Genomic DNA, 15,796 nt, shown 5'->3' on the forward strand with positions numbered 1-15,796 from the left:
TTACTGATGGGATGCCTCCACGGGTGGTTGGGTCGATGCTGGGGGGTTCACGGGCTGAGCCTCACGCCCGGCCAGGTATGCCGTGACCTCCCGCGCGATGCGGCCTTCGAGAAAGTACGACAGCAGCGGGATGACGCCGCCGAGCGCGAGCACGATGAACCGGGTGAAGCCCCAGCGCATACGGCTCCAGAGCTGGAAGCACGAGAAGAGGTAGACGACGTAGAACCAGCCGTGCACGATGAGGATGATCGTGGAGAGGTTCACCGCGGTCACGGAGCCATCGGGAACGAGGGCGAGGAACCCGTGCGGGCCGCCCAGCTCGATCTCCACGCCGATGGGCGTGTACTTCAGGAGCATCTCCGCGCAGAGCAGGAGGAGGAACGTTCCCGTGATGATCGAGCAGACCCGGTAGAACGTCAGGGCCGATCGGATACGCCCGAAGTCGGCGCGTTTGGGCTCAAGTGGCATGGGTCGATTCTACTTCCGCCTCTTCGCGTTCGCGTTCCCAGGCGTCTCGCACCAACCGGTACCAGAAGAAGATCGCGAACCCCGCGAAGATGACCCACTCGACGGCGTAGAAGATGTTGAGCCAGTTCAGCTCCGTGGTGCGCTGGGGGATCGGCGAATCGATGGCCGCGAGCCCGTCTACGGGTGTGGATGCCACGATGTACCCCCCGTACACCGTGGCGGTGTCGGGAAAATCGGTCCAGACGTTGATGAGGGAGGCGATCGACATGGTCGACATGACCCGGTCGCCGGCCACTCTGCCTTCGGAGTCCTTGATCTCGGGGCCGTCGGAACCGACATAGCGGCCGAGCATCTCCTCGGCGGGGAAGCCCGACGTCTGGTTGAGCGTTCGTGCGGCGGTCTCGGCCTTCGACCGGTCATCCGACCAGCCCAGGGCGACGGCGACGGATGTCTGCGATCCACCCGACTGGGCGACGGAGAGGTCGAACCGGCCGACCACCCAGTAGCCGAGCACACCCCCGTTGAGACGGTTGGCGACGATCGTGAAGTCGGGCGCCACGAGCGCGCCTTCGGCGGTGACCATCTGGCCGTCCTGCGCCTCCTGCACGGCTGCGCCCGCGGTGGCCGTCTGGTCGAGGGGTTTCGCGATCTCGGTGGTGGCGTTCGGGTTCGGCCCGTTCGACGTGACGGCACGGCTCAGCTGCCACTGGCCGAGCGCCGCGAAGATGGCCGCGATAACGAGCGCGAGCACGAGAGCCCAGATCCATTTCGGCCGACGCATGACGCCGAAGACCGTGACGGGTGAGTCAGTGACGGGGGTTTCGCTGGTGCGCGTCAATACTCGCTGTCTTCCTGGCGTTCGGTGCCGTTCTGCCTGTCAGCCGTGGCATCGGTCTGCAGCGACGCCTGTTCGGCAATGCGATCAACATACTCTGCCGTCGCTGGGTTCTCGCCGGGTGTCGCACCGGCTGACCGGCCCGCCTGCGTCAGACCAGGCTCGGTCGCGGCGGGCGTCGTCGAGAGGGCCGCTGAGGCGCCACCGGGTGCGGTCGCGGCCTCGACCAGCGCGATGCCCTCGAGGAGCATCGGATCGCGCTCCCGCTTGACGCGTTTCGCGGCCGCCGACTCCGCTGCCTTCCGGGCCCGCGAAGAGCGCAGCAGCCGGGCGCCGATCTTCTCAGAGTTCGCCGCGAGGATCGGCCCCGCCACCGCCATCACGAGTACGTAGAGCCCTGCGAAGGCCTGCAGCCGGTCATCCAGACCCGCAGCGAGCGCAAGCGTGGCCAGAATGAGCGCGAACTCGCCCCGATTCTGCAGGATGACCGTGGTGTTGATGCCCGCCTGCACCCCCAGACCGTTCAATCGTGCCACCAGCTGCCCGGCGACGATGTTCAGCACCATGGTCATGACCACCGCGCCGAGCACCGGCCAGATGACTTCGGGGAACTGGGCCGGGTTCAGCCCCAGCCCGAAGTTCAGGAAGAAGAACGCGCCGAACACGTCGCGGAGCGGGATCGCGATGTGCTCGATCTTGTTGCGGTACCGCGTCGCGCCCAGCACCAACCCGATCAGGAAGGCCCCGATCGCGTCGGTCACGCCGAGCAGCTCGCCGATCCCACCGAAACCGATCGCCAGGCCGAAGAAGAGAACCGTGAACAGTTCGTCGTCTTTCGTGCGGAAGAGTCTCGACACCCACTTGCCGCCGAACCGGGCGACCGTGAACATGACCACCAGGAACAGGAACGAGATGCCCAGCTTCGCGATCACCGGCCAGACAGCCGTCTCCCCGCTGAGCACGACCGAGACGATCGCCAGGTAGATCGCGATGAAGATGTCCTCCACCACGGTCACCCCCAGGATCATCGGGGTCTCGGGGTTCGCGAGGCGGTTCAGTTCGATCAGCAGCTTCGTGACGATCGCGCTCGAGGATGTCGCGGTGATCCCCGCGATCACCAGCGCCTCGCGCGTGCCCCAGCCGACAAGGAACCCGAACGCGAAGCCGGCGACCATGTTGATGGCGATGTACGAGCCGCCGGACACGATCAGCTTGCCCGCGTTGCCGAAGAATTCGTCCTGGTCGAACTCGAGCCCCAGGTTGAACAACAGCAGCACCAGCCCGAACACGGCTATGAGCGCGATGTAGTCCGAGTTGATGAAGTTCAGCGGGAACAGATGGAAGTTCGGGCTCGCGAGAAGACCGACCACCATGTAGATGGGGATGGCCGGCAGCCCGACGGCCTTGCCGAGACGCCCGAGGATGTAGGCGATGACGAACAGGATGCCGAGAACCAGCAGGTCACCACCGAGATGTGTGGTGTCGCCCCCGGTGGCTGCGAGAACGAGCTGCATCGCCTAGCCTCCGGGCGGCGCGTCGACGGCGGTCTTGGCCTTGTACTGGCCACTGCGGAAGAAGTTGAAGACCTTCGCGACCTTCTCCGGTGTGCCCGCCACCACGAGGGTGTCGCCCGGGAACACGCGGAAGTCGCTGGCCGGGGCAGGGTTCGCCGAACCGTTCCGCACGACGGCGACGACGGTGACGCCGACGACGCCGCGGTCGGCGGGGTCACCGAGCTCCTGGCCGGCGATGTGGTCTTCGTAGTCGACGGTGAACCAGTCGATCGAGAGCCCGGGGATCTGGTCGAGCTGGGTGAGCGACTCGGTGATCTGCGTGCCGCCGAGCAGCTCCGCGAGGGTGTGCGCCTCGTCCTCGCTGAGCCTCAGCGAGACCTTCGTGGACTCCGCGCCGTCTTCCTCGTCGGCGAACGTGATCAGGTCGCTGTGACCGGAGCGGTGGGCGATGACGCCGACCTTGCCGCCGTCGTCGGTGATGAACGTGTGCAGAACACCGACTCCGGGAAGCTTGACCCGTCGTACATCAACCATGACTGATCTCCCTGGTGTGCTGGTCTGTCGAGCTTCGAGTCTACCCGCGGCCGGGTGGGGCGAACCCACCCGGCCGCGGTGCGCTCAGCGCGCTGCGTACGGGGCCACGACGACCTCGATGCGCTGGAACTCCTTGAGGTCGGAGTAGCCGGTGGTCGCCATCGAACGGCGGAGCGCGCCCATCAGGTTCGCTGTTCCATCGGCGACCGGAGACGGCCCGAACAGGATCTGCTCGAGCGGCGCGACGGCCCCGACATGCACGCGGTTGCCGCGCGGAAGCTGGCTGTGGTGCGCCTCAGGGCCCCAGTGGTAGCCGCCGCCCGGTGCATCCGTGGCCCGGGCGAGAGCTGTGCCGAGCATGACGGCGTCGGCGCCCACCGAGATCGCCTTGACGATGTCGCCCGAGGTTCCGAGGCCGCCGTCGGCGATGACGTGCACATAGCGCCCGCCGGATTCGTCGAGGTAGTCGCGGCGCGCCCCCGCGACATCCGCCACGGCTGTCGCCATCGGGGCGTGGATGCCCAGGGTTGCCCGCGTCGTGGAGGCCGCTCCCCCACCGAACCCGACGAGCACGCCGGCCGCACCCGTGCGCATGAGGTGAAGCGCGGCGGTGTAGGTGGCGGCGCCGCCCACGACGACGGGAACGTCGAGGTCGTAGATGAACTTCTTGAGGTTCAGCGGCTCGACGGTCTTCGAGACGTGCTCAGCCGACACGGTCGTGCCACGGATGAAGAACAGGTCTACACCGGCTGCGACGACGGTCTCGTAGAGCTCCTGGGTGCGCTGCGGCGAGAGCGAGCCTGCGACGGTGACTCCGGACGCCCGGATCTCGGCCAGACGGGCCGTCACCAGCTCGGGCTTGACCGGCTCAGCGTAGATCTGCTGCATGCGCACGGTGGCCGCCCCCTCGGGCAGCTCCCGGATCTCGGCGAGCAATGGCTCGGGGTTCTCGTACCGCGTCCACAGGCCCTCGAGATCGAGCACGCCGAGACCGCCGAGCCGACCCATCGCAATGGCGGTGGCGGGCGACACGACCGAGTCCATCGGTGCGGCGAGAACGGGGATGTCGAACTGGTATGCGTCGATGCTCCACGTCGTGGAGACATCCTGCGGGTCGCGGGTGCGCCTCGACGGTACGACAGCGATGTCGTCGAACGCGTACACCCTGCGGCCTCGTTTGGACCGGCCGATTTCTCTTTCCATACTCACCCGCCAAGCCTACCGGTCAGCTCGACCGGCCAATCGGTCACCGGCGGTAGTTGGGCGCCTCGACCACCATCTGGATGTCGTGCGGGTGCGACTCCTTCAGGCCGGCAGCCGTGATGCGCACGAACTTGCCCCGCGCCTTCAGCTCCTCGACCGAGCGGGCACCCACGTAGAACATCGATTGGCGGAGCCCGCCGAGCAGCTGGTACGCCACGTTCGAGAGCGCACCGCGATAGGGCACCTGACCCTCGATGCCCTCGGGAATCAGCTTGTCGTCACTCGGAACGTCGGCCTGGAAGTAGCGGTCCTTCGAGTACGAGGTCTTCTCGCCCCGGGTCTGCAGCGCCCCGAGCGATCCCATGCCGCGGTAGCTCTTGAACTGCTTGCCGTTCACGAACACCAGGTCGCCCGGGCTCTCGTCGCAACCGGCCAGCAGCGAGCCGAGCATGACGGTGTCGGCCCCGGCCACGAGGGCCTTGGCGATGTCGCCCGAGTACTGCAGTCCGCCATCCGCGATCACCGGCACACCGGTCTCGCGCGCCGCCAGCGACGCCTCGTACACCGCCGTCACCTGGGGAACACCGACGCCCGCGACGACGCGGGTGGTGCAGATGGATCCGGGACCCACGCCCACCTTGATCGCGTCGACACCGGCATCGATGAGCGCCTGCGCGCCCGAGCGGGTGGCGACGTTGCCGCCGATGATGTCGACTCCGGATGCGGCGGGGTCCGCCTTCAGTCGCTTGACGATCTCGAGCACACCGGCGCTGTCGCCGTTGGCGGTGTCGACCACCAGAACGTCGACCCCGGCATCCACCAGGGTCATCGCGCGCTCCCAGGCGTCGCCGAAGAAACCGATCGCCGCGCCGACACGCAGCCGGCCGGATTCGTCCTTCGTGGCGTTCGGGTACTTCTCGCTCTTGTCGAAGTCCTTCACCGTGATGAGGCCCCGGAGGTGGCCCGCGGCATCGACGAGCGGCAACTTCTCGATCTTGTGCTGGGCGAAGATGGCGATCGCGCCGTCGGGGTCGATGCCCACCGGAGCGGTGATGAGCGGCGCCTTCGTCATGACGTCGCGCACCAGTGTGGTGCTCTTCTCCCACGCGGCGACGAAACGCATGTCGCGGTTGGTGATGATGCCGACGAGAATTCCCCCGGCATCCACCACCGGGAGCCCGGAGACCCGGAACTGCCCGCAGATCAGGTCGGCCTCGGCGACGGTCGCGTCGGGCGTGGTCGTCACGGGGTTCGTGATCATGCCTGACTCGCTGCGCTTCACCTGGTCGACGTTCGACGCCTGGTCCTCGATCGAGAGGTTGCGGTGGATCACTCCGAAACCGCCCTGCCGAGCCATGGCGATCGCCATACGGGACTCCGTGACAGTGTCCATCGCCGAGGAGAGGAGGGGCGCTGCAAGCGAGATGCGCTTCGTGAGGCGCGAAGTAGTGTCGGCCTCGCTCGGGATCACGTCGGTGTGGCCCGGCAGCAGCATCACGTCGTCGTAGGTCAGGCCGATGAATCCGAACGGGTCGTTGTGTTCCATTACTGCTCTTCTCCCACGATTTTGTACATCTCTTCTCTGATGCTGATTCTAACGAGGCAGACTGCGTCCCTATTCCGCACGCACCCGAAACACGCATGACACAAACCGTGTATAACGTAAGCTCACTTGCAACTCGCTCGCAGCGTCCAAAGATGCGCGCTCGTCCTGGAGGAATTGAAACTTGACGACACTGACCGTGCCGAAAAGGCCCGAGGGCCGCGTGAGGGTCTGGCGACTCGCTGCGATGATCATGATGGCGATCACCGCGGTGCTGCTGCTGGTGGGCCTCGGCACCACTCCCGCCTTCGCCACCACCACCCCACCACCCACAGCGGCTGCCGCCTGTGCGACCAGCGCGACGACCGGCTGTCTCCAGGGCACCATCAAGCTGCCGAGCGGCGACCCCGCCGTCGGCATCAAGCTGGAGATCAAGGGCGGCGACCTCGACACCGTCGCGACGACCGGCTCCGACGGCAAGTGGAGCCAGGCGATCACCGTCGCCGGGCCCTACACGATCAACCTCGACACGTCGTCGATCCCGGATGGCGCCGTGCTCGACTCGGCCGCCAAGAACCCGGCGACCGTGAACGGTGCGCTGAACAAGAACGTCGGCTTCGTGTTCAAGATCGTCGGCGGCACCACTGCCGAAGACGGCACGACGACGCAGACTCCGACGACGGATGCGTCCACAGGGGTCTCGTTCGATCGATTCCTGCAGCAGCTCGTCTCGGGCATCCGGCTCGGCCTGCTGCTCGCTCTCGCGGCGGTCGGGCTCTCGCTGATCTTCGGCACGACGGGGCTCTCCAACTTCGCGCACGGCGAGCAGGTCACGCTCGGCGGCCTGCTGGCCTACCTCTTCGCAAACGTGCTGGGGCTGAACCTGATCCTCGCTGCGGTGATCTCGGTCGCGATCTGTGCGGCGACCGGGTACTTCCAGGACACGGCGATCTGGAAGCCCCTGCGGAGGCGCGGGCTCGGCACGACCCAGCTGATGATCGTGACCATCGGGCTCTCGATCGCGCTGCAGTATGCGTTCCAGTACTTCCTGGGAGCATCCACGGTTCGAATCGACATGGCCAACCCCGTGACGGTCCAGCTCGGCCCGGTCGCCCTCTCCCAGCAGTCGCTCGTCTCGATGGCCATCGCCATCGTCGTGATCGCGCTGGTCGGCTTCGTGCTGGTCAAGACCCGCATCGGCCGGGCGACGCGCGCCGTCTCCGACAACCCGTCGCTCGCGGCGGCCTCGGGCATCGACGTCGACCGCATCATCCGTCTGGTCTGGACGAGCGCCACGGCACTCGCCGGCCTCTCCGGTGTGCTGCTCGGACTGGTGCTGAATGGCGTCAACTGGCAGACCGGTCTGCAACTGCTGCTGCTCATGTTCGCTGCGATCACCCTCGGTGGCCTCGGCACCGCATTCGGCGCTCTCGCCGGTGCCATGATCATCGGTCTCGTCGTGGAGCTCACGAACCTCGTTCTGCCGGGCGACTTCAAGTACGCCACGGCACTCGTCATCCTGATCCTCGTGCTGCTGGTCAGACCACAGGGAATCTTCGGGCGCCGAGAGCGCATCGGTTAGAAGGGCTCGACTCATGGATCAATTCCTCACCACTCTGGTCGCCATCCTCAACTCGGCGATCTCGCCCCAGACCGCGGCACTCGCGATCGCAGCCATCGGCCTGAACATCCACTTCGGCTACACAGGCCTGCTGAACTTCGGTCAGGCCGGCTTCATGCTGATCGGGGCCTACGCCTTCGCGATCTCGATCATCGGCGGCCTGCCGATCATCCTCGCCTTCCTCATCGCCCTCGTCGCTGCGGTGCTCTTCGCGCTGATCCTGGGTATCCCCACCCTGAAGCTCCGCGGCGACTACCTGGCGATCGTCACGCTCTCCGCGGCGGAGATCGTGCGGATGGTCGGGCGGTCCTCCCTGCTCACGAACATCACCGGCGGCTCGAACGGCATCACCGGCAACGAGTACCGTGGTCCCTTCACCGATCTCTCGTTCTTCGGCGACGGCCGGATCGACTTCGGCCCGTGGAACTACGACGCGACCGGATCGAACGGCTGGTGGTTCATCGCCACGGCCTGGTTCGTGGTGGCCCTCCTCTGCCTCTTCGTCTGGGCGATCATGCGGAGCCCCTGGGGCCGCGTGCTCCGAGGCATCCGCGAAGACGAGGATGCCGTGCGTGCGCTCGGCAAGAACGTCTACAGCTACAAGATGCAGGCCCTCATCCTGGGCGGCGTCATCGGCGCCATCGCCGGCGTCGTGTACATCCTGCCGGCGTCGCTCCAGGCAGACAGCATGGGCCGGTCGATGACCTACTTCATCTTCACCGCCCTGTTGCTCGGCGGCGCAGCGACGGTCTTCGGCCCGGTGCTCGGTGCGATCGTGTTCTTCGCACTGCGCCTGCTGGTGCAGGGGCTGGCGGGCCAGTTCGTGCCCGGCACCATCATGAACGGACAGCAGACGGAACAGTTCGCCTGGATCGTCATCGGCATCACGCTGATGCTCGTCGTGATCTTCAGACCGCAAGGTATTCTCGGCAACAAGAAGGAGCTGAGCTTCGATGTCAAGTGACGTCCCCACCACCACATCCACCATCACGGCGGCGGGCGCGGCAGCGAAGGCGAGTGTCGCCGGTGTGCCCCACGAGCCCGGAGTGGCGAAGCCCGACGCGATCCTCACCGTCGATCACGTCACGCGCCGCTTCGGCGGCATGACCGCGGTCGACGTGCAGCACCTCGAGGTGCAGCGCGGCATCATCACCGCCCTGATCGGCCCGAACGGTGCCGGCAAGACCACCTTCTTCAACCTGATCACCGGATTCGACAAGCCGAGCTCGGCGCCGAAACTCATCGGTGGCCCCAAGGCCGGCGAGGCGGCGAAGTCGTCGTTCAACGGCAACGAGGTCGGCAACATCGGTGCCACCAAGGTGGCCAAGCAGGGCATGGTGCGAACCTTCCAGCTCACCAAGGCGCTCTCGAAGCTCACCGTGCTCGAGAACATGCGCCTCGGGGCGAAGGACCAGCCCGGCGAGAACCTGTTCGTCGCGATGGTCAAGCCGCTCTGGGCCAAGCGGGAGGCGGAGATCACGCTGAAGGCCGAGGATCTCCTCGCGCGCTTCAAGCTGCTCGAGAAGAAGGACGACATGGCCGGCAGCCTGTCGGGCGGCCAGAAGAAGCTGCTCGAGATGGCCCGCGCGCTCATGAGCGACCCCGTCATGATCATGCTCGACGAGCCGATGGCCGGGGTCAACCCCGCGCTCACGCAGTCCCTGCTCGGCCACATCCAGGCCCTCAGGGACGACGGGATGACCGTGCTCTTCGTCGAGCACGACATGCACATGGTGCGTCACATCTCCGACTGGGTCGTCGTCATGGCCGAGGGTCGCGTCGTCGCCGAGGGGCCCGCGGGCACCGTGATGGATGACCCCGCCGTCATCGACGCGTACCTCGGCGCACACCACAACACCGACCTCGGCGACGACTCGCTCCTGACCGACGAGGTGGCCGAAGAACTGGCGGCCGAAGTCACTGCCGAAGAGACCGCGGAGGGCAAAGCCTGATCATGGCCGAAACGACCGAAACCCGAGTACCCGTGATGCAGGCGTCAAACCTCGTCGCCGGCTACCTGCCCGGGATCAACATCCTGAACGGCTGCAACCTCGACGTCTACCCCGGCGAGCTGATCGGCATCATCGGCCCGAACGGCGCCGGCAAGTCGACACTGCTGAAGGCCCTCTTCGGGCTCGTGAACGTGCGTTCCGGTTCTGTGACGCTGAAGGGCGAGGACATCACCGGCCTCAAAGCCAACAAGCTCGTGCAGGCCGGCGTGGGCTTCGTGCCCCAGACGAACAACGTGTTCCCCTCGCTCACCATCGAGGAGAACCTGCAGATGGGACTGTTCCTCCGGCCGAAGATGCTGAAGGAACGCCTCGAGGCGATCTTCGACCTCTTCCCCGTGCTCGCGGATCGCCGCCAGCAGCGTGCAGGTTCGCTCTCCGGTGGTGAGCGCCAGTCGGTGGCCATGGCCCGCGCGCTGATGATGGACCCGTCCGTGCTGCTGCTCGACGAGCCCTCCGCCGGGCTCTCCCCTGTGCGCCAGGACGAGACGTTCATCCGCACCCGCCGCATCAACAAGACCGGCGTCTCGATCATCATGGTGGAGCAGAACGCCCGCCGCTGCCTGCAGATCTGCGACCGCGGCTACGTGCTCGACCAGGGCCGGAACGCCTACACCGGCACCGGCCGGGAGCTGGCCGACGACCCCAAGGTCATCGAGCTCTACCTCGGCACACTGGCCAAAGACGTGGAGAACGAGTAACCCCGCTCGCCCCGCCTGCACGAAAGGCCCCGCCCCGGTCATCCGGTGGCGGGGCCTTCTGCGTCCCCCAGCGATCCTGCGCAATCGAGTGGGCAGAAAGGTCCCTGAGACAGGGATATTGGGGACCCTTCTGCCCACTCGATCGAAGGGGAGGTGCAAGGGGGCGGGGGGCGAGGGCAGGGGGCCGGGCGGGCACGAAGAAGCCCCCCGACCGGCGAACCGGGCGGGGGGCTTCTGGGGAGCGGTCAGAGATCCTTAGTAGGAGGTCTGTCCCTCGATCGCCGTCTGGAACGTGTACGTGTTGTCGGCGTTGTACTTGTAGATGCCGATGTACGCGCTGGAGGGCTCGTTCTTCTCGTTGAACGGGCCGATACCCGACTGTCCGGTGTACTGGATGTCGGTACCGGCGGAGACCAGCGGCGCGCACTCCTTGTACGAGGCGCACTTGGTGCCACCCTTCGCACCGGAGACGGCTGCCAGTTCCTTGTTCAGGTCGGCGGAGACGTTCGACTTGGCCTTCAGCGCTGCGAGAGCGGTGAGGGTGGTCGCGTCGTAGGCCTCAGGAGCGTAGGAGAAGTCCTTGAGGTCTGCGTTCTCCGCGCCCTTGTACCAGCTGACCAGCGACGCCTTGAAGTCGGCGTTCGCGTTTGCGCCCGGGATCGTGCCCTGGGCGTTCTCCAGCGTTCCGGCCTGGAAGTCCTTGCTGTAGTCGGCAGTGTTGCCGTCAGACAGGTAGGTCTTCGGCATCGTCCAGCCCTGGGCGACGAGCTCGGGGATGATCGACTTGGTCTCGTCGAAGGCGAGGATGACGATCGCGTCGGGCTTGGCGGCGAGCGCCGCGGTCACCTCAGCCGAGAACGTGGTCTGGCCGGGAGGGAACTCCTGGCCGGCACCCTTGGCACCGTAGACGACGGTGCCGCCCGAGGACTCGATCGAGGCCTGGGTGAAGTCGCGGAGACCGGTTCCGTAGGAGTCGTTGAAGACGAGGAACGCGACCTTCGAGTTGCCGTCACCCGTGATGAGCGAACCGAGCGCGGAGCCCTGTACCGAGTCCGGCGGTGCGGTGCGGTAGTAGAACGGACCGTAGCCACTGAGCTTCGCCGACGTGTTGGCCGGGGAGATCTCGGTGATGTTCGCCGAGGCGAACGAGTCGACGACGTTCAGCGAGACGCTCGAGGAAGCGGCGCCGATGGCGACCGAGACCTTCGCAGCGATCAGCTTCTGGGCGCTGGCGGTCGAGACGCTGAGGTCGGTCGAGTCACCCGAGTCCGCAGCGAGCACGCAGGCCTGCTTGCCGTCGACTCCGCCAGCAGCGTTGATGTCGGAGACGGCCAGGCCGACACCCGCCTGCTCCGGCGGGTTGAGGTACGCGAGGCTGCCCGTGACGGGGAGGATCGTACCGACCACGAGGTTGTTCGCGGTCGTGGCGTCGCTCGCGCAGTCCGCCGACGTCGCCGAAGCTGTCGAGGAAGCGGAGGAGGTCGAAGTAGTAGTGCTGCCACCGGAGGCACAGCCGGAGAGCATGACGGCGATGATGCCAGCTCCAGCCAGAATGGACGTCCGGAGGGCATACTTGGATTTGATCATCCTGTTGAACCCTTTCATAGTGCTCGCGAGTCTGGAGCCCCCACAGCGACGGCCCCTCGCGTTCATTAGGTACAACCTAAGGTCGTTATGTTTCGAGGATGTTTTCTGAACGTGCCGTGGGGATATCGTTAGCAATTCGTAACCGGGAAGCGCGGCTCGCGCGGATGAGGTCGACGGTCAGCACCAGCAGTGCGAGCCACACGATCCCGAACCCCGCCAGTCGCTCGGGCGGCATCGGTTCCCCGAGGATGAACACCCCGGTCAACAGCTGCATGATGGGGGTCAGGTACTGCACGAACCCCATGTGCACGAGCGACAGCCTCTTTGCAGCCGAGGCGAACAGCAGCAGCGGGATCGCGGTCACCGCGCCGGCTGCGACGAGCCCGACCGTGTGCCAGCCGCTCCCCTGCCCGAAGGTGATCCCGGTCGTCGTCCCCACGACGGCGAGTTGGATGACCATCAGAGGCGCGAGCCACAACGACTCGAGCGTCAGACCGTTCACCGCGTCGATGCGGGGCCCGACCTGCTTCTTGACCAGGCCGTACAGCCCGAACGAGAACGCGATGATGAGCGAGATCCACGGCACAGCGCCGTACCCGATGGAGATCACCAGCACCGCGATGGCGCTGATGCCGAGCGACACCCACTGAAGCGGCCGGAGCCGCTCGCGGAGGAAGAAGACGCCGAGCAGGATCGTGACGATCGGATTGATGAAGTAGCCGAGCGACGACTCGACGATCTGGCCGCCCGTCGCGGCGATCACGAAGGTCTGCCAGTTGATGTAGATCAGCACTCCGGCCAGACCCATCACGAGCACGAGCCGGGGCTGCCGGAAGACGGCGAAGAACTGGCGCCAGCGGCGGAGGGCGACGATGACCAGCAGGCAGAAGACCAGCGAGAAGAGCACCCGCCACGCCACGATCTCGAAGGGCCCCGTGGGTGCCAGCAGAACGAAGTAGATGGGAAGAAGGCCCCACAGGAGGTACGCGCCGAGGGCATAGAAAAGCCCGGACCGTGTCGGCCCGGGCTTCTCTGAAGAACTCACTATCGAACGATAACAGCCAGAACGTCGCGAGCTGAGAGCACGAGGTACTCTTCGCCGTTGTACTTGACCTCGGTTCCGCCGTACTTGGAGTACAGGACCTTGTCGCCGACGCTCACATCGAGGGGAACGCGGTTTCCGTTGTCGTCGATGCGGCCGGGGCCGACAGCTTCGACGACGCCCTCCTGCGGCTTCTCTTTGGCCGTGTCAGGAATGACGAGACCCGACGCAGTGGTCGTCTCGGCTTCGACCTGCTTGATAACGATGCGATCCTCGAGCGGCTTGATGGAGACCGACACAGTTGACCTCTTCTTTCTTCGATTCAAAAGTCATGTTTTTGGCACACTCACACTGAGAGTGCTAACTCCACTTTAGGGGTGCTGCTGGCACTCGGTCAACCTGAGTGCCAGCGCCTCGCACCCCCGCCTCTAAACTTGGCCCATGCAGAGAACTGAGCTCGAACAGCTGATGACGGCCGAGGGGCTGAACCTGCTCGACTCGCTTCCGCCCTACACGAACGGGGCGAACATCGTGCGCTCGGTGGCCGATCTCCGGAAGCGCGGCTACTCCGCGGCCCTGGTCGGCGCCGTCATGACCCAAGCCCGCCTGAGAGCCCGTGCGACCGGCAAATTCGGCGACTTCGCCGACCGGATGCTCTTCACAGAGGCCGGGCTCGAACAGGCCACACGCCTCAGTGTCGCGTCGCTGCACGCGGGGCGGTTCCGCAGGGCTGGCATTGCCCGCGTCGCCGACCTCGGCTGCGGCATCGGGGCGGATGCGCTGGCCTTCGCCGGCCTCGGCCTCGACGTCGTCGCGGTGGAACGGGACGAGGTCACCGCTGCCATCGCCTCCTACAATCTGGCCCCCTTCGACACCGCCACGGTGGAACACGGCGACGCGGAGTCGTTCGACACCTCCCGGGTCGACGGCCTCTACTTCGACCCGGCCCGGCGCACTGCCGGCCACACCAACACCTCGCGCCTCACCGACCCCGCCGACTACAGCCCGTCGCTCGATCATGTCTTCGGCCTCGCCGAACGGATGCCCGTGGGAGTCAAACTCGGCCCCGGGCTCGACCGCGACCTGCTGCCGGCGGATGCGGAAGCCCAGTGGGTCTCCGTCGACGGGCACGTGGTGGAGACGGGACTCTGGTTCGGCCCCCTGGCGCGGGACGGCATCCGGAGGTCGGCGCTCGTCATCGCGAAGGGGCGGAGCGACGAACTGCACGCCGCGGAAGACTCCGAAGACGTCGACGCCGGTGCGCTCGGGGAGTATCTGTACGAGCCCGACGGGAGCGTCATCCGGGCTCGCCTGATCGGCGACCTCGCCCGGAGCCTCGGCGCCCGGATGGTGGCGGAACAGATCGCCTACCTGACCGCCGACAGCCTGATCGAGACGCCGTTCGCGTCAGCATTCCGGGTGCGGGCGGTGTTCCCGTTCGCCATTCCTGCGCTGAAGAAGGAGCTGAAGGCCCAGGGGATCGGCCGCCTCGAGATCAAGAAACGGGGAGTCGACATCGATCCTCAGACGCTCCGCCCCAGACTCGCCCTGCAGGGCTCGGAGGAGGCGACGCTGTTCGTCACACGGGTGGCGGGGCGGCACACGGCGATCCTGGCCGACCGACTGGGCTGAGATGCGGTGCTGGCGCCGTCACACGCGAAAGGGCGCCCGGCCGAAGCCGGACGCCCTTTCGCAAAGAGGGTCTCAGTACGTGTAGTTGTAGTTGTTGCTGTTGTTCACGCTCACCGCGATGGCGATGATGAATCCCACGATGAGCACGATCGACAGCAGCACGCCGACGAACCCGACGATGATCGCTGTCAGCCAGAAGCCCTTGGCGGCAGGCTCCTTGCGCCGACCGATGAAGCCGAGCACAACACCGGCGACGGAGAAGATGAATCCGCCGATGCCGATGCTGACGGCGGAGATCAGGATGCCGACGATCGCGGCGATGAAGCCGATCAGGCTGAGCACAGCCGTCTTCGCGGGGGCGGGAGCGCCGTAGGCGGGTGCACCCGGTGCGCCGTATCCGGGGGCGCTCGGAGCGCTGTACGCGGGGGCGGCGGGCGGCGCGGGAGCGGCAGGCGCGAAGGCGGGGGGTGCCGGCGGAACATCCTTCGCAAGCGGCACGCCAGCAGGCGCGGCCGGAGCCGAGTACGCCGGCGCCACGGGGGGCGCGGGAGGAGCAGTCGGCGGGGCCGGCGGCGCAGTCGGCGCCTCGCTCGGGGTGGGGGGTTGTGGGGGCGTGTCTGAGCCCTGGATGGGCGGCACAGCCGGGTGGGAGGTGCCCTCGCCGGTGGGGTTCTGGGGATCGGTCATGGTGACGGTTCCTTCCGGTTGTTCGTTCGTCAGTTGTGAGAACTACTCCGAGCCTAGCGAGAAGCGCCTCACCGGCGGCACCATCCGCCGGTGGCGAAGCGTTCTGCCAGCTGCTAGTAGTTGCTCGACACCGAGGCAGCTCCGACAACCGCCACGACGAAGATGATGTAGATGACCAGCAGTACCAGCTCGACGAAGCCGATGATGATCGCCGCAAGGGCGAGACCCCGGCCGGCTTCACCGGTCTTCTTGACCTGGTTGAGCCCGATGAAGCCGAGCACGATCCCGATGACTGTGAAGCCGATGATCGAGACGACGAGCGCCACGATCGAGATGACATTCGTCTTACGGGCGGGAGCTCCGGGGGCGGAATACGAGGCGGGTGTGGTCATGGTTGATCTCCTTCGTTGGTGCTTCATC

The 15,796-nt window shown here is 66.4% G+C and carries 16 protein-coding genes; 5 read left to right on the forward strand and 11 right to left on the reverse strand.

From position 1 onward, the window contains the following. From B7R21_RS13855 to guaB, 6 genes are all read right to left on the reverse strand, one after another. The gene (locus B7R21_RS13855; RefSeq protein ID WP_116283843.1) at positions 1-468 is read right to left on the reverse strand and encodes a DUF3817 domain-containing protein; all 468 of its coding nucleotides are present in this window, start codon (positions 466-468) and stop codon (positions 1-3) included. Further along, entirely contained in the window at positions 458-1,306 is an 849-nt protein-coding gene (locus tag B7R21_RS13860) for an SURF1 family cytochrome oxidase biogenesis protein (protein WP_116283844.1), read from the reverse strand. The genes B7R21_RS13855 and B7R21_RS13860 overlap by 11 nt, the downstream gene beginning before the upstream one ends. After that, entirely contained in the window at positions 1,303-2,817 is a 1,515-nt protein-coding gene (locus B7R21_RS13865) for a cation:proton antiporter (protein WP_116283845.1), read from the reverse strand. The genes B7R21_RS13860 and B7R21_RS13865 overlap by 4 nt, the downstream gene beginning before the upstream one ends. Positions 2,818-2,820: 3 nt before the next feature. After that, positions 2,821-3,351 carry a cation:proton antiporter regulatory subunit gene (locus tag B7R21_RS13870; RefSeq protein WP_116283846.1) on the reverse strand — a complete coding sequence of 177 codons (531 nt, stop codon included), beginning with the start codon at positions 3,349-3,351 and terminating at the stop codon, positions 2,821-2,823. An 84-nt stretch (positions 3,352-3,435) separates the two neighbouring features. Continuing rightward, on the reverse strand, positions 3,436-4,554 hold the full coding sequence (locus B7R21_RS13875; RefSeq protein WP_116283847.1) for a GuaB3 family IMP dehydrogenase-related protein: 1,119 nt from the start codon (positions 4,552-4,554) through the stop codon (positions 3,436-3,438). A gap of 43 nt (positions 4,555-4,597) precedes the next feature. Further along, positions 4,598-6,100 (reverse strand): IMP dehydrogenase, encoded by a 1,503-nt coding sequence (gene guaB, locus B7R21_RS13880; RefSeq protein ID WP_116283848.1) that lies wholly within the window; start codon positions 6,098-6,100, stop codon positions 4,598-4,600. Between the two features lie 181 nt (positions 6,101-6,281). Between guaB and B7R21_RS13885 the strand changes: the two genes are divergently transcribed. From B7R21_RS13885 to B7R21_RS13900, 4 genes are read left to right on the forward strand one after another with little or no spacing between them, the layout of a single operon-like run. Next, on the forward strand, positions 6,282-7,679 hold the full coding sequence (locus tag B7R21_RS13885) for a branched-chain amino acid ABC transporter permease (protein ID WP_253259817.1): 1,398 nt from the start codon (positions 6,282-6,284) through the stop codon (positions 7,677-7,679). 13 nt (positions 7,680-7,692) lie between these two features. Beyond that, a complete protein-coding gene (locus B7R21_RS13890; RefSeq protein ID WP_116283849.1) occupies positions 7,693-8,682 on the forward strand; it encodes a branched-chain amino acid ABC transporter permease in 990 nt (329 codons plus the stop codon). Next, positions 8,672-9,670 carry an ABC transporter ATP-binding protein gene (locus B7R21_RS13895; protein ID WP_116283850.1) on the forward strand — a complete coding sequence of 333 codons (999 nt, stop codon included), beginning with the start codon at positions 8,672-8,674 and terminating at the stop codon, positions 9,668-9,670. Before B7R21_RS13890 ends, B7R21_RS13895 begins: the two co-directional genes overlap by 11 nt. Before the next feature lie 2 nt (positions 9,671-9,672). After that, positions 9,673-10,428 carry an ABC transporter ATP-binding protein gene (locus B7R21_RS13900; RefSeq protein ID WP_116283851.1) on the forward strand — a complete coding sequence of 252 codons (756 nt, stop codon included), beginning with the start codon at positions 9,673-9,675 and terminating at the stop codon, positions 10,426-10,428. 255 nt (positions 10,429-10,683) lie between these two features. On the opposite strand, the gene B7R21_RS13905 is transcribed toward B7R21_RS13900, so the two are convergent. The 3 genes from B7R21_RS13905 to groES form a co-directional block, all read right to left on the reverse strand. Then, entirely contained in the window at positions 10,684-12,015 is a 1,332-nt protein-coding gene (locus B7R21_RS13905) for an ABC transporter substrate-binding protein (RefSeq protein ID WP_116283852.1), read from the reverse strand. An 85-nt stretch (positions 12,016-12,100) separates the two neighbouring features. Beyond that, on the reverse strand, positions 12,101-13,060 hold the full coding sequence (gene rarD / locus B7R21_RS13910; protein ID WP_116283853.1) for an EamA family transporter RarD: 960 nt from the start codon (positions 13,058-13,060) through the stop codon (positions 12,101-12,103). After that, on the reverse strand, positions 13,060-13,356 hold the full coding sequence (groES, locus tag B7R21_RS13915) for a co-chaperone GroES (RefSeq protein WP_116283854.1): 297 nt from the start codon (positions 13,354-13,356) through the stop codon (positions 13,060-13,062). The genes rarD and groES overlap by 1 nt, the downstream gene beginning before the upstream one ends. A 142-nt stretch (positions 13,357-13,498) precedes the next feature. On the opposite strand from groES, the gene B7R21_RS13920 reads away from it, so the two are divergent. Next, a complete protein-coding gene (locus B7R21_RS13920) occupies positions 13,499-14,689 on the forward strand; it encodes a class I SAM-dependent methyltransferase (protein ID WP_116283855.1) in 1,191 nt (396 codons plus the stop codon). Between the two features lie 72 nt (positions 14,690-14,761). On the opposite strand, the gene B7R21_RS13925 is transcribed toward B7R21_RS13920, so the two are convergent. Together B7R21_RS13925 and B7R21_RS13930 are read right to left on the reverse strand one after the other, a co-directional pair. Then, positions 14,762-15,376, reverse strand: a complete 615-nt coding sequence (locus B7R21_RS13925) for a hypothetical protein (RefSeq protein ID WP_116283856.1) — start codon at positions 15,374-15,376, stop codon at positions 14,762-14,764. 113 nt (positions 15,377-15,489) lie between these two features. Then, positions 15,490-15,768 (reverse strand): DUF4190 domain-containing protein, encoded by a 279-nt coding sequence (locus B7R21_RS13930; protein ID WP_172592185.1) that lies wholly within the window; start codon positions 15,766-15,768, stop codon positions 15,490-15,492. Positions 15,769-15,796 lie beyond the last annotated feature (28 nt).

The organism is Subtercola boreus, assembly GCF_003399625.1.
Lineage (GTDB): Bacteria > Actinomycetota > Actinomycetes > Actinomycetales > Microbacteriaceae > Subtercola > Subtercola boreus_C.